We start from the raw sequence: 12,138 nt of genomic DNA, 5'->3' as shown, positions 1-12,138 counted from the left end.
CTCCCTCCTGCTCAGGTGGCTGAAGGGTTTTTTGTCCCTCTTGATCGCTCTCTTCCAACTCCGGCCCAAGCCGGTCGCCGCTTAGGGGCCGGATTGTTCACGGTCGACGGAATAGGGACTAGGCAGTAGGGAATAGAGGCCCCTACTGCCTACTGCCTACTGCCTACTGCCTAGCCTTCGGCGTCCCAAAACGCGCCGCTGCTGCCAGAAGCACGCCGAGCATCAGCCCGTTGAGGATGTGCCAGAGGAAGTGCGTGCCGAGCGGAAAGCTGCCGCAGACCAGCGGATCGATCATCCGGCAGATGACGGAGACGACGAAGATCGCCGATCCCGCAAGATTGTACCAGCCGGCGCGATTGCCGCTGGCCGCCACCAGCGCGCCGAAGAAGGCCAGCGCCAGGAACGGCGGTAGATAGCCCGTCGTGCCGTTCGAGGCCTGGCGCAGCCAGTCCGGCACGGCCAGGGTTATCGCCCCGGCAATCACGTAGAAGGCAATGAAGATGGCGATCGCCTTGCCCCATCGCAGGCCGAGGAAGCGCCGCAAATTGAACAGCGTGTAGGCCAGCGTGAAGCCGGCGATCGGCAGCACGTCGGCCCAGACCGTGCCCCTGGTGGCAAAGGTGTGGAAGATCGTCGAGCCGATGCCGATGGCCACCACCCACCAGGCCAGCACTTCGGCGAAAGTGCCGGTGCGCAGCCTTCGCACCTCGCGCACGCCCCACAGGCCGGCGGCAATGAAGGCGAGGTTCGTCAGGGCATTGACCGGTTCGGACCCGAATTCCGGCCCGGTTCGCTCGCAATAGAGGTCGATCGGCGCCAAAAGAGTTTGCCACATCGTGATTGCCGCCCGAATCGGTTTCTATCCTGAAGCGCAGACCTTCTCCTAGAGCAATTTCAGGAAAAGTGTGAAGCGGTTTTCGGTCCGAAATTGCGTCAAACCAAAGAGATAGAGCGGCTCGGCGTTTCGGTGAAACGATGAACCGCCCTATCGTGCCGTTGCGGTCGGCTGCAATGGCAAAATTTCACCGCAACGTGACTTCCCGTTGACTTCCGGTTCTGCCACATATTTCAGCAATCAAGACAAAGCCGGCACCACCGGCGGGAATCGGAATGACCATGGCCTCGGGAAAAACATTGTGGCTGGCAGCCCTTGCGCTGGCCTTCTCGGCGTTTGCCGACGCCGGGCATGCCGGCGAAGCTGACAAGCCTCAGATCGACAAACCATTGGGCGTGGTCGAATTGTTCACCAGTCAGGGCTGCAATTCCTGTCCCCCGGCCGATGCGTTGTTCGCTGAACTCGTTGCCAAGGAAGACATCGTCGCGCTCGCCTATCATGTCGACTACTGGGACTATCTCGGCTGGCAAGACACGCTGAGCCGCAAGGAGAACACCGAGCGGCAATATGATTATATGCGCGCCTTCGGCAGCCGCTCCGTCTATACGCCGCAGGCCGTCATCAACGGCCGCGTCCACGTCAACGGCGCCAGCCGCAGCGAGGTCGATGGCGCGCTCGCCCGCATGGCCAAGAGCGGCGAAGGCATGCGCGTCGCCATCAAGGTCAGCCGCACCAGCGACCGCGTCATGATCGACGCCGGCGATGCCGGCAGCGGCCCCAGCGATGCCCACGTCGTCATCGTCTATTTCGACCCGCCGCAGACGATCAAGATCGGCAAGGGCGAGAACACCGGCCACATGATGACCTACTGGAATGCGGTCACCGGCATCCAGACCGCCGGCATGTGGCACGGCAAGGCGCAGCGCTACGAACTGCCAATGAGCGAGATCGCCAAGAAGGGCGGCTGCGCCGTGCTGCTACAGTCCGTCGGCAAGGACGGCATGCCCGGTCCCATTCTTGGCGCAGCGTTCATTCACAAGCCGTAACAGATTCGCCGAAACGATCCTGCCTTCGTCATCCTGGGGCGAAACAGGAGCGGAGCGACGCAGCGCAGACCCGTGGATGACGACGTCGCGGTAATGCGAAGTCGTTTCACCCAATAAAAAACCGACGTCAGCTTGCTTCTGACGTCGGTCATTTAGGTTTTGGGATCGTCGCACCCGGCTCTCCTGAAGAAGAGCCGAGGTTGGTTCGATCCGACGCAGACCCGTGGGCGGGGGGCTTGGGGTTTACGAGCCGGTGCCGGACCGAACCGTCTCAGGCAACGTCGGTAAATTCGTCGGACATTGGGGCATGAGCGCGGATAAAAAAAGGCAGAAATGTGGCGAAGCATCACCAATTCCAACAAGGCGTTTCATAAAAGTGACTGGACGTTGCGGAAACAGCGCGCCGCCGCCCTGCTTCGCCGGGTCTTGCAATTCAGCCGCGAACACGCCAACTTTGGTTGGCAAAGATTCATTTTGAAGGATCGAGGCATGACCGATGACAGCGGCGGGACGGGGGATGGGGACGCATCCGCAATATTGATCCCGCTGCACGAGGCGCGTCGCGAGCGCCTCGATCAGCCGGTGCGGTTCGACCGGCGTGAGTTGGACCAGATCCTCAGGCTCTACGGACGCATGGTCGCCGCCAACGAATGGCGTGACTACGCCATCGATCATCTCACCGACCGCGCTGTGTTTTCCGTGTTCCGCCGCACCAGCGAAGTGCCGCTGTTCCAGATCGTCAAGGATCCGAAACTGGCCCGCAAGCAGGGCGCTTTTGCCGTCATTGCCGCCGGCGGCCGCATCTTGAAGCGCGGCCAGGAGCTCGGTCGGGTGCTTGGGATATTCGACAGCAAGCTGAAGCTTGTCGAGGCCTGAGCGGGGAATGGAGCAGGGGAATTGAAGAACTGGAGAATTGATGAACTGATGAGAAGCCCGCAGCGCGATTCATAGCCGCTGTTTCTTTGATCTTCAGTTCATCAATTCTTCAATTCCTCAGTTCATTTCCCTCTTAGCCCCTCGCGGAACTTCCTCTCCGGCAGCGATTCGGGATCAGGCGGCGCCGATGCCCCGCCATTCAGCGACAGCTGCATGAACACGGTGTCCAGCCAGCGCCCGTGCTTGAAGCCGGAACCTTCAAGGCGTCCCGAATGGCGAAAGCCGAGCTTTTCGTGCAATCGCACCGAGGCGCTGTCTGAACGGCCATCGCCGATCACGGCGATGATCTGGCGAAAGCCCGCCGCTTCCGCCGCCTCGATCAGGCCCTGCATCAGCTTGAGCCCGACGCCTTGGCCCTTGGCCTCGGGCGCGATATAGACCGAATCCTCGACGATGAAGCGATAGGCGGGACGCGGCCGGAAAGCACCGGCATAGGCGTAGCCGAGCACGGCGCCATCCTTCTCCGCCACCAGATAAGGAAAGCCGCCGGCTATCAAACTGTCGAAACGGGCGCCCATCTCGGCACGGCTGGGTGGCTCCAACTCGTAGCTGGCGGTGCCTTGAGTCACTGCGTCGGCATAGATTACCGTGATCCGGTCGAGGTCGGCCGCTGTCGCTACTCGAATCGTAATGCTGCTCATAATTTATGCATGCCATTTCCTTGCCCGCAATAACAGCAAGGACCGATACAAAAGAAAAGGGCGGCCGTTGGGCCGCCCTTCTGGAACTCGATGGTCCAGTCAGATCATGATCCAGACAAAGCCTAGCGCCGGTCGCCCATGAACTGCAGCAGGAACATGAACAGGTTGATGAAGTCGAGATAGAGCCTCAGCGCGCCCATGATCGCCTTGCGACCGGCGATATCCGAAGCATCGCCCTCGAAATACATCTCCTTGATCTTCTGCGTGTCATAGGCGGTCAGGCCCGCAAAAATCAGCACGCCGATCGCCGAAACAGCGAAGGACAGCGCCGACGACTGCAGGAAGATGTTGATCACCATTGCGATGATCAGACCGAACACGCCCATGATCAGGAACGAGCCTATCGCGGTCAGGTCGCGCTTGGTCGTGTAGCCATAGAGCGACAGCGCGCCGAAGCCCGCGGCGGTGGCGAAGAAGGTCTGCGAGATGCTGGCCGTGGTGTAGACCAGGAAGATCGACGACAGCGACAGGCCGACAAGGCCGGCATAGACCCAGAACGTCGTCTGCGCCGCCGAAACGCTCATCGACTGGACGCGGAACGACAGGAACAGCACGGCGGCGAGCGGCGCCAGCATCACCACCCAGCGCAGCGGCGAGCCGAAGATCGCATAGCCGAAGGAAGTCAGCATCTCGCCGCTTGGCAGCGTCGCGACAGCCGAAGCCGGATCGGTGGTGGTGGCCAGCATGATCGTGCCGACTGCGGCAAGACCGGTGATGAGGAGGCCAAGCCCCATCAGGTTGTAGACCTTGACCATATAGGCGCGCAGGCCCTGATCGATGTCAGCACCGACGCCGACGCCGGGCACGGCGCGCGTCTGGTAGTTGCGAATGGGATCAGCCATTGTAGTCCTCTATTGCTTCTGCCCCGTCCGGTGTCAGATCCTTCCGGACCCAGGCGCCGCTGGCAGGGCTCCAGCATGCCTGTGGCGAAATATGATGGTTATTCGCGCCAAGAACAAGACCGTAACCGGGTGTAATGCTTCGTGAGACACCGAAGTGCCGATTCCTCGGCTTTCCGGACGGCATTCCTACCAAGATTTAATCCGGGATGGCCGTTCCAGGCCTGAGGTCACAGGTTGCGCAGTACGGGTGCTGCCTTGTGTCCGAGCACCCGCCAGGTGCCGGCGAGACCTATGCCGACCGTGATGACAAGCGAAAACAGAATGGTCGCCACCGCCACCTCGGGCATGAAATGCGACGGCAATGTCATGATCCGGGCGACGACGAACCAGGCAGCCGCACTGCCCGCGGCCAGGGCGAAGATCGCCGTGGCAAGCCCGATCAGCATGTATTCGAGCGAGAAGGCTGATATCAGCGTCGTGCGTGTCGCGCCCAGCGTCTTCAGCACCACCGCATCGTGGATGCGCGCCCGGTTGCCGGCGGCAAGCGCACCGGCCAGCACCAGCACCGAAGCGATCAGCGCCACGCCGGCCGCGGCCCGGATCGCCGTCCCGAGCTGCCCGACCAGCCGGTTGACGATTTCGAGCGCATCCTTGACCCGCACCGTCGTTACCGCCGGGAAGGCGCGGGTGACGGCATTGAGGATGCGGGCGTCGTCTGCCGTCGAGGCATTCTTTTCGGTCAGCGTCGCCATCCAGCCATGCGGGGCGCCCGTGAAGGTGTTGGGCGAGAACACCATGACGAAATTGATGCCCATCGTCTCCCATTCGACCTGGCGGAAATTGGCGATCCTGGCTGTGACATTGCGGCCGAGCACATTGACGGTGACGGTGTCGCCGAGCTTCAGCCCGATTTCCTTGCCTTCCACGGCCGAGAAGGAGACCAGCGGCTCGCCGCTATAATTGTCGGGCCACCAGCTGCCCTCGGTCAGTGTGGCGTTTTCCGGCTGTTTGGCGTCATAGGTCAGCCCGCGATCGCCCTTCAGCACCCATGCGCCTTCCGCCGGCACCTTCACCTTGTCGACATCGACGCCGTTCAGCGCCATCACCCGGCCGCGCAGCATCGGCACCTTGGCGAGTGTTCCCTGCGGCGCCTCCTTGCCGACCAGCGCCGAGAAGGCATCGACATCGCTGCTCTGGATATCGACGAAGAAGAAGTTCGGCGCCCGTTCCGGCAGGCTGCCGGAGATCTGCCGCCTGAGATTGCCGTCGATCAGCGCCAGCGTCACCAGCAGCGTCAGCCCAAGTCCCAGCGACAGCACAACCGATGGCGTCAAGGCGCCCGGCCGATGGATATTGCCGATGGCGAGCCGCAGCGCTACGAAGCGCACACGCGGGCTCTTCCTGGCCGCCCATTGCACCAGCGCGCCGACAAGGCGCAGCACCAGAAAGGCGAAGATGGTGGCGCCGACGAAAATCGAGGCGATGCGCTGGTCGCCCGAGAATAGAATTGCCAGCGCCGCCAGCATGAGCGCGATGCCGACAGCCGCCGCGACATAGACCGGACGCGAGAAGCCGCGGCCTTCCAGCCCCATCTCGCGAAACAGCGCGGTGGCCGGCACGTCGCGGGCGCGGCCGAGTGGCAGCAGCGCGAAGGCGAGCGTCACCAGCAGGCCGAACAGCGCCGCCATGCCGAGCGCGCCGGGATAGAAGCCGCCTGCCGCCGGCACCGGAATGACCTGATGAAGGGCCGCACTCGCCGCGAACGGCATCAGCGTGCCCAGCACCAGTCCGAGCACAATGCCGAGCGCGGCAATGATCAGGATCTGCACCAGGTAGACGGCAAAGACGAAGCCGCCCGAAGCGCCCAGGCTCTTGAAGGTGGCGATGACGCCGCGCTTGCCGTCGAGATAGGCGCGCACCGCATTGGCGACGCCGACGCCACCGACGACCAGCGCCGTCAGCCCGACCAGCGTCAGGAACTGCGAGAAACGCTCGATGTTGGACGATAGCGCGGGAGCGGCGTTGCTGCGCGTGCGGATCGACCAGCCGGCCTCGGGAAAATCCTTGGCCGCCTGATCCTGGATGGCCTTGAGCCGCGCCTCGTCGGCGTCGGCCGGCAGGCGGATCTTGTAGGCATTTTCGACTAGGCTACCCGGCTGGATCAGTCCGGTGGCGGCCAGCCCTTCGGTCGAGATCATCAGCCTTGGCGCAAAGCCGAAACCGTCGGACACTGCGTCCGGTTCGGTGACCAGCCTGGCGCGCAGTTCGAAAGTGGCGGTGCCGAGCTTCAGCCGGTCGCCGATCCTGAGATGCAGCCGCTCGAACAAAAGATCGGGGGCCGCGGCGCCGAAAACGCCGAACTCTTCGCCGAACAGTTCCTGCTTCGACAGTGCCGGCTCGGTGTCCAGCGCGCCGTAGAGTGGATAGGCATCGTCGACCGCCTTGGCCTCGACCAGCGCCTGGTCGGATCCGTCGGCGAGACGCGCCATCGAGCGCATGCTGGCGGTTCTGGAAACGGTGCCTAGCCCGTCCAGGAAACCGCGTTCGGCCTGGCTGGCGTCACGCTGGTTGATCTGGAAGCGGAGATCGCCGCCAAGCAGCGTCTGGCCCTGATTGGCGACACCGGCGGTGATCGAACGCGCCACCGAGTTGACACCGCCGATGGCCGCGACGCCGAGCGCGATGCAGGCGAGGAAGATGAGGAAGCCGGACAGGCCGCCGCGCATCTCACGCAGCGAGAAGCGAACCGCGAGCCTCAGCGTCTGCGACAACGGCATCAGGCGGTTACCTTGAGGGGTGCCGGCGCCTCTATCCGACCGGACCGCATCGAAACCTGGCGCGAACAGCGTGCCGCAAGGGCCGGATCATGGGTGACCAGAATCAATGTCATGCCGCGCTCGGCCGCCTTGGCAAACAATAGATCGGCGACTTGCCGCCCCGTTGCCTGGTCGAGATTGCCGGTCGGCTCGTCGGCAATGAGAATGCGCGGCGACGGCGCCAGTGCGCGGGCGATCGCCACGCGCTGCTGCTCGCCGCCCGACAATTCACCGGGATAATGGGTGACGCGGTCGCTGAGGCCAACCGAAGCCAGCTCGCGCGCCGCCACCGAAAACGGATCGGCATGGCCAGCCAATTCCAGCGGCACTGCGACATTTTCGAGCGCCGTCATGTTGGGAATGAGATGAAAGGACTGGAACACGATGCCAATGTTTCGGCCGCGAAACGAAGCAATCTGATCCTCGCTTTTGCCGTTGAGAAGCTCGCCGGCGATTCGGACCGTGCCCGAATCGACCCTTTCCAGGCCTGCCAGAACCATCAGCAATGTCGACTTGCCCGAACCAGATGGCCCGACGATGCCGGTCGCCTCTCCGTCAGCCACATCGAGGCTGACACCCTTCAGCACATGGACGGAAGAGGCCCCCTCGCCAAGGGTCAGTGATACATCTTTCAGCACAATGACGGCTTCTGTCAAAATGAAAGCGTCCTATATCTAGGGATGAAGGCTCTGCTTGCCGGAAGCCGCCGCCGGAAGAATTCCTTGCTCATATGGGGCCTGCCGCATGTCTTTCAAACGCAGTATTGCCGCAGGCTTCATCGTTTTCCTCGCCATTTGCGGCGCTCTGCCGTCGGCGCGGGCCGAGCCGTTCAAGATCGTCGGCTTCGGTGACAGTCTGATGGCGGGCTTCGGCCTTGGCCCGGACCAGGGCTTTACCGACAGGCTGCAGGCAGCGCTGAGCGCCAAGGGCCATGATGTGACCGTCGCCAATGCCGGCGTCTCCGGCGACACGACGAGCGGCGGCCTGGCACGGCTCGACTGGTCGGTGCCCGACGGCACGCAACTGGTCATTCTCGAACTCGGCGCCAACGACATGCTGCGCGGCGTCTCGCCCGATATCACCAGGAAGAACCTGGACGAGATGTTGGGCAAGCTGAAACAGCGCAAGATCGCCGTGCTGTTGGCCGGCATGCGAGCCGCCCCAAATCTCGGCGCCGACTACCAGAACGCCTTCGACGCCATATTTCCGGACCTGGCCAAGAAATACGAGGTTGCGCTCTACCCGTTCTTTCTCGACGGCGTCGCCGGCCAGCCCGGCATGCAGCTCGAGGACGGCCTGCATCCGAGCCCGCAAGGCGTCGACCACATGGTCGAACGCATCCTGCCGACGGTCGAGAAGGCCATCGCGGCGGTGCCGGGCGGTTCGTGAGGGGGACTGGAGCTGTTTCCGTTGGGGAAGCTTTTTAGCAAGGACTGTGACCAACAAACATCTTGCCCCGTTTGACTATCGATGATTCGCTATGGGTACAGTTCGATTCGAGGAAGGGAGGCTCTTCATGCCGCGTCTTTTCACCGCCCTCGAAATTCCGCGTGACGCCGCCCTTTCGCTGTCCCTGCTGCGGGGCGGCCTGCCAGGCGCCCGCTGGATCGACGTCGAGAACTACCATCTGACGCTGCGCTTCATCGGCGATGTCCCAGGCCATGTCGCCGACGAGATCGCCAACGCGCTCGACCGTGTCCATCGCCCCTCCTTCTCGCTGAACCTGTCCGGCGTCGGTGCTTTCGGCCAGAAAAAACCGCACGCGGTGTGGGCCGGCGCTTCCGCTTCTCCCGATCTTGGCGCCCTTCAGGGCGAGATCGACCGCATCTGCCAGCGGCTTGGCATCCCCGCCGACCCGCGCAAGTTCATGCCGCATGTCACACTTGCAAGGCTGCGCAATTCGACCCCGCTGGACGTCGCCCAGTATCTGTCGGCACGCGGCAATTTCTCGACGCTGCCGTTTCGCATCGGCCGTTTCGTGCTGATGTCGTCGCGCGATTCGGTCGGCGGCGGCCCCTACATCGTCGAGGAAGCCTGGCCGCTGTCGGGCACGGATGCCCGCGCCTCCAGCCTTGTCGCCAGCGCCTCCGACGCCTCGCGGATCATGCGGTAGACCGAAGCGAAGGCTTCCGCTCCGTCATAGTAGGGATCGGGCACCTCGCGCGCTTTTCCCTGGGCGAATTCCAGGAACAGATGGATGCGATCGCGCATGGCCGCCGGCGCCAGCGCTTTCAGGTCGGCGACATTCGACCGGTCCATGCCGAGGATCAGGTCGAAGCGGGAGAAATCCTCCGGTGTGATCTTGCGCGCTCTCTGTCGGGAAATGTCGACGCCGTGACGCACCGCAACCGCGATCGAGCGTGGATCGGGCGCCGAGCCGACTTCCCAGCCGCTGGTGGCGGCTGAATCGAGCAGCATATTCCGGCCCGGCTGGCGCTCGGCCCAAACCGCGCGAAAGATGCCCTCCGCCAGTGGCGACCGGCAGATGTTACCGAGGCAGACGAAAAGAATGGAATTTATGGGCTTCGCGCTCATCGATCCGACGCTATGGTGAGGACTTGAGCCGAAATAGCACGGGAAGCTGACATGACGAGAGAGAAACTGGGCAAGGACGCAATCGCCGCGGCATTGGTCGGGCTCGAGGGCTGGGCACTGGCGGCGGATGGCGCCTCCATCAAGCGCACATTCACCTTCGCGAATTTCTCCGAGGCTTTCGCCTTCATGACCCGCGTCGCGCTTGCCGCCGAGAAGATGGACCATCATCCCGACTGGTCGAATATCTACAAGACCGTCGACGTGACGCTCAACACCCACGATGCCGGTGGCGTTACCGCGCTCGATATCGATCTGGCGAAGAAGATGAACCGCTTTGCGGGTTAAGGAGATCCAAAGGTGCGCAACCCCCGCTTCGTCATCCACGGGCGGAGCGGGAGCGAAGCGGACGCGCAGACCCGAGGATCCATGCCGCGACGGTGGCGGAGGGTGCAGCGGAGCAGAATTCAGCACCGCTGCGTCGCTCTCGAGTCACGGCATGGATTCTAGGGTCTGCGCCGCGTCGCTTCGCTCCTTGCTTCGCCCTAGAATGACGACGGGAGGGGCGTTTCCACTAATCTCCAAAGAGGCGATTGCCAGCTTGACGAGCGCCTTTGTAGGCCGGCATCCCCTTGAACCGTAGGTCCGCGCGGCAAACACCGATTCCGACTTTCGGGTCGAGGAATGCGCCGGTATCTTGCAGTAGGGGTCGCCTTTCACCACATTTTCGCTCGCGGGCATGCGCTGGGTTGCGCATGGGCCCTGCAAGGAGACACTGATGGCGCGACAATCCGGTTTTGATTTCTTCGGCTTTGGCGGCAAGCTCGCCGACGAGAACGAAGTACGCGAGAAATTCTGGCGGACAGCCAAGAAGGCCGCGCGGCAGATCCCGTTCATGGAAGAGGTCGTGGCCTCTTATTACTGCGCCATGGACAAGAACACGCCGCTGCGCGCCAAGGGCATTCTGCTGGCCGCGCTCGGCTATTTCGTGCTGCCGGTGGACGTCATCCCCGACTTCGTCCTCGGGCTGGGCTTCACCGATGACATCGCCGTGCTCACTGCCGCGATCACTGCCGTCAGCGCCCACATCACCCCGGCGCACCGGCAGGCCGCCAAGGACGCCATCGCCGACAAGGGCTGAGCACGCCATCGCATGCGAAACGCCGCTGAAGCCGGCTTTCGGTGGCAGCGAAAAAAGTCAAACTCTTGCCGCTTTCGTGGCCTCCAAGTCGCCAAAGGGACGTCGCGCCACCCGCTGAGAGGGCGGCGGCGCGGGAATGGCGGCGGTTTCCTTGGGTGAGGGTCCTTTTCTCAAAGGAAATTCACCGTTTGGTAACCCAGATTAAATCAAAATGAAGCGACGGGCAGGACGCCAAGCCGGCCTGCCGCCGCACCTTTGGAATACAGGAAAAACGATGCGCGGATTGATTGCTATAGTTTCGAGCCTGGTCTTGGTGGCCGTGGCGGCGCCGGCACTGGCGCAGTCGGCGACCAAGATCGGCCAGCACAATGCCTGGGGCACCTACAGCTACCAGGCATCGGGCGGCAAGGTCTGCTATGTCCTGACCGTGCCGACCGACAAGCAGCCGCCGACGCTCGATCATGGCGACATGTTCTTCTTCGTCAGCCAGCGGCCCGGCCAGCAGGTGTCCTACGAGCCGCAATTCATCGCCGGCTACAATTTCCAGGAAGGCTCCAAAGCCACCGTCACCATCGACAAGAAGACCTTCTCGATGTTCACGCGCGGCAAGTCGGCCTGGGTTGAGAATGCCGCCGAGGAGCCGGTGCTGATCGCCGCCATGAAGACCGGCACCGACATGAAGGTGACCGCGAAGTCCGGCCGCGGCAACCCGACCTCCTATGTCTTCTCGCTGAAGGGCATTTCGGCGGCGCTGACGTCGATCGCCAAATGCAAATAGACAGGCTTGCAAATAGGCAAAGCTGCGCTTTGAATTGAAGGCCGCGCCGCAAAGCGCGGCCTTTTGCTTTTTCAGGCCGGCGTGCGCCGGCGGTTCAGTCTTACATGGCCATTTTTTCACATTCGGCCTGAGCCTTCTTGGTCGACGTGTCGATCATATAGGCTTTGCCCTTGGCGTCGGTCATCATCATCATGCAGTGCTTGATCGGCTTTGCCATCTTCATCATCTCGGCCGCCATCTTCGCGTCCGGCTTCATGGTGCCCATATGCCCATCCGGCATGATCGCCGTCACCTCTCCGCCCTTCATCATGGTCATTGTGCCCATCGCGTCTTCGGCAAATGCCTGCGAGGCGGAAAGGCCGACGAGGCCGGCAATCACGGCGAGCTTAATCGAGTTCATTCTGCATACTCCCATTTTGTACGGGCATGGTCGCCCTCTTCAGACTTCGAAGGCGGATGGGAATCGTTACGACTACACGATCATGTGATCGCTCCCCTCGCAGCGGGAGGA

Annotated in this window: 14 protein-coding genes; 7 read left to right on the top strand and 7 right to left on the bottom strand. The window is 62.7% G+C overall.

Features of this window, described 5'->3' with window-relative positions; all coding sequences use genetic code 11:
* Positions 1-163: 163 nt before the first annotated feature.
* Positions 164-835, bottom strand: coding sequence for a ceramidase domain-containing protein (locus tag NKI73_RS18830; protein ID WP_352632239.1), 672 nt, complete (start codon positions 833-835; stop codon positions 164-166).
* A 275-nt stretch (positions 836-1,110) separates the two neighbouring features.
* Between NKI73_RS18830 and NKI73_RS18825 the strand changes: the two genes are divergently transcribed.
* Together NKI73_RS18825 and NKI73_RS18820 are read left to right on the top strand one after the other, a co-directional pair.
* A complete protein-coding gene (locus tag NKI73_RS18825) occupies positions 1,111-1,881 on the top strand; it encodes a DUF1223 domain-containing protein (RefSeq protein WP_352632237.1) in 771 nt (256 codons plus the stop codon).
* Between the two features lie 489 nt (positions 1,882-2,370).
* On the top strand, positions 2,371-2,757 hold the full coding sequence (locus NKI73_RS18820; protein WP_292643711.1) for a DUF2794 domain-containing protein: 387 nt from the start codon (positions 2,371-2,373) through the stop codon (positions 2,755-2,757).
* Between the two features lie 122 nt (positions 2,758-2,879).
* Here NKI73_RS18820 and NKI73_RS18815 read toward each other — a convergent pair whose 3' ends face one another.
* The 4 genes from NKI73_RS18815 to NKI73_RS18800 all read right to left on the bottom strand — a co-directional run bounded on the left by NKI73_RS18815 (position 2,880) and on the right by NKI73_RS18800 (position 7,832).
* Positions 2,880-3,458, bottom strand: a complete 579-nt coding sequence (locus tag NKI73_RS18815; protein WP_352632235.1) for a GNAT family N-acetyltransferase — start codon at positions 3,456-3,458, stop codon at positions 2,880-2,882.
* A 122-nt stretch (positions 3,459-3,580) separates the two neighbouring features.
* Positions 3,581-4,360, bottom strand: coding sequence for a Bax inhibitor-1/YccA family protein (locus tag NKI73_RS18810; protein ID WP_352632233.1), 780 nt, complete (start codon positions 4,358-4,360; stop codon positions 3,581-3,583).
* Positions 4,361-4,587: 227 nt separating this feature from the next.
* Positions 4,588-7,137, bottom strand: a complete 2,550-nt coding sequence (locus tag NKI73_RS18805) for an ABC transporter permease (RefSeq protein WP_352632231.1) — start codon at positions 7,135-7,137, stop codon at positions 4,588-4,590.
* On the bottom strand, positions 7,137-7,832 hold the full coding sequence (locus NKI73_RS18800; RefSeq protein WP_352632229.1) for an ABC transporter ATP-binding protein: 696 nt from the start codon (positions 7,830-7,832) through the stop codon (positions 7,137-7,139). Before NKI73_RS18800 ends, NKI73_RS18805 begins: the two co-directional genes overlap by 1 nt.
* Positions 7,833-7,920: 88 nt before the next feature.
* Between NKI73_RS18800 and NKI73_RS18795 the strand changes: the two genes are divergently transcribed.
* Both NKI73_RS18795 and thpR read left to right on the top strand, forming a co-directional pair.
* Positions 7,921-8,565, top strand: coding sequence for an arylesterase (locus NKI73_RS18795; protein WP_352632227.1), 645 nt, complete (start codon positions 7,921-7,923; stop codon positions 8,563-8,565).
* 127 nt (positions 8,566-8,692) lie between these two features.
* Positions 8,693-9,289 carry an RNA 2',3'-cyclic phosphodiesterase gene (gene thpR / locus NKI73_RS18790; RefSeq protein ID WP_352632225.1) on the top strand — a complete coding sequence of 199 codons (597 nt, stop codon included), beginning with the start codon at positions 8,693-8,695 and terminating at the stop codon, positions 9,287-9,289.
* On the opposite strand, the gene NKI73_RS18785 is transcribed toward thpR, so the two are convergent.
* Positions 9,193-9,711 (bottom strand): low molecular weight protein-tyrosine-phosphatase, encoded by a 519-nt coding sequence (locus NKI73_RS18785; protein ID WP_352632223.1) that lies wholly within the window; start codon positions 9,709-9,711, stop codon positions 9,193-9,195. The two genes, thpR and NKI73_RS18785, sit on opposite strands and share 97 nt — an antisense overlap.
* Before the next feature lie 51 nt (positions 9,712-9,762).
* On the opposite strand from NKI73_RS18785, the gene NKI73_RS18780 reads away from it, so the two are divergent.
* The 3 genes from NKI73_RS18780 to NKI73_RS18770 all read left to right on the top strand — a co-directional run bounded on the left by NKI73_RS18780 (position 9,763) and on the right by NKI73_RS18770 (position 11,627).
* Positions 9,763-10,056: a 4a-hydroxytetrahydrobiopterin dehydratase gene (locus NKI73_RS18780; protein ID WP_352632221.1), complete on the top strand. Its 294-nt coding sequence runs from the start codon at positions 9,763-9,765 to the stop codon at positions 10,054-10,056.
* Between the two features lie 430 nt (positions 10,057-10,486).
* Positions 10,487-10,849: a YkvA family protein gene (locus tag NKI73_RS18775; protein WP_352632219.1), complete on the top strand. Its 363-nt coding sequence runs from the start codon at positions 10,487-10,489 to the stop codon at positions 10,847-10,849.
* Between the two features lie 274 nt (positions 10,850-11,123).
* On the top strand, positions 11,124-11,627 hold the full coding sequence (locus NKI73_RS18770) for an invasion associated locus B family protein (RefSeq protein ID WP_352632217.1): 504 nt from the start codon (positions 11,124-11,126) through the stop codon (positions 11,625-11,627).
* Positions 11,628-11,727: 100 nt separating this feature from the next.
* On the opposite strand, the gene NKI73_RS18765 is transcribed toward NKI73_RS18770, so the two are convergent.
* Positions 11,728-12,027: a hypothetical protein gene (locus NKI73_RS18765; protein WP_352632215.1), complete on the bottom strand. Its 300-nt coding sequence runs from the start codon at positions 12,025-12,027 to the stop codon at positions 11,728-11,730.
* Between the last annotated feature and the right edge of the window lie 111 nt (positions 12,028-12,138).

Origin of the sequence: Mesorhizobium sp. M0496 (assembly GCF_040321205.1) — a bacterium.
Classification (GTDB): Bacteria; Pseudomonadota; Alphaproteobacteria; order Rhizobiales; family Rhizobiaceae; genus Mesorhizobium.
This window is presented reverse-complemented; position numbering and strand designations above follow the sequence as displayed.

Bases quoted from the DNA above. Each gene is read 5' to 3' on its own strand.
- NKI73_RS18815 (WP_352632235.1), bottom strand. From the start codon at position 3,458: ATGAGCAGCATTACGATTCGAGTAGCGACAGCGGCCGACCTCGACCGG.
- NKI73_RS18780 (WP_352632221.1), top strand. From the start codon at position 9,763: ATGACGAGAGAGAAACTGGGCAAGGACGCAATCGCCGCGGCATTGGTC.
- thpR (WP_352632225.1), top strand. From the start codon at position 8,693: ATGCCGCGTCTTTTCACCGCCCTCGAAATTCCGCGTGACGCCGCCCTT.
- NKI73_RS18805 (WP_352632231.1), bottom strand. From the start codon at position 7,137: ATGCCGTTGTCGCAGACGCTGAGGCTCGCGGTTCGCTTCTCGCTGCGT.
- NKI73_RS18830 (WP_352632239.1), bottom strand. From the start codon at position 835: ATGTGGCAAACTCTTTTGGCGCCGATCGACCTCTATTGCGAGCGAACC.
- NKI73_RS18785 (WP_352632223.1), bottom strand. From the start codon at position 9,711: ATGAGCGCGAAGCCCATAAATTCCATTCTTTTCGTCTGCCTCGGTAAC.
- NKI73_RS18770 (WP_352632217.1), top strand. From the start codon at position 11,124: ATGCGCGGATTGATTGCTATAGTTTCGAGCCTGGTCTTGGTGGCCGTG.
- NKI73_RS18795 (WP_352632227.1), top strand. From the start codon at position 7,921: ATGTCTTTCAAACGCAGTATTGCCGCAGGCTTCATCGTTTTCCTCGCC.
- NKI73_RS18820 (WP_292643711.1), top strand. From the start codon at position 2,371: ATGACCGATGACAGCGGCGGGACGGGGGATGGGGACGCATCCGCAATA.
- NKI73_RS18825 (WP_352632237.1), top strand. From the start codon at position 1,111: ATGACCATGGCCTCGGGAAAAACATTGTGGCTGGCAGCCCTTGCGCTG.
- NKI73_RS18775 (WP_352632219.1), top strand. From the start codon at position 10,487: ATGGCGCGACAATCCGGTTTTGATTTCTTCGGCTTTGGCGGCAAGCTC.
- NKI73_RS18810 (WP_352632233.1), bottom strand. From the start codon at position 4,360: ATGGCTGATCCCATTCGCAACTACCAGACGCGCGCCGTGCCCGGCGTC.
- NKI73_RS18765 (WP_352632215.1), bottom strand. From the start codon at position 12,027: ATGAACTCGATTAAGCTCGCCGTGATTGCCGGCCTCGTCGGCCTTTCC.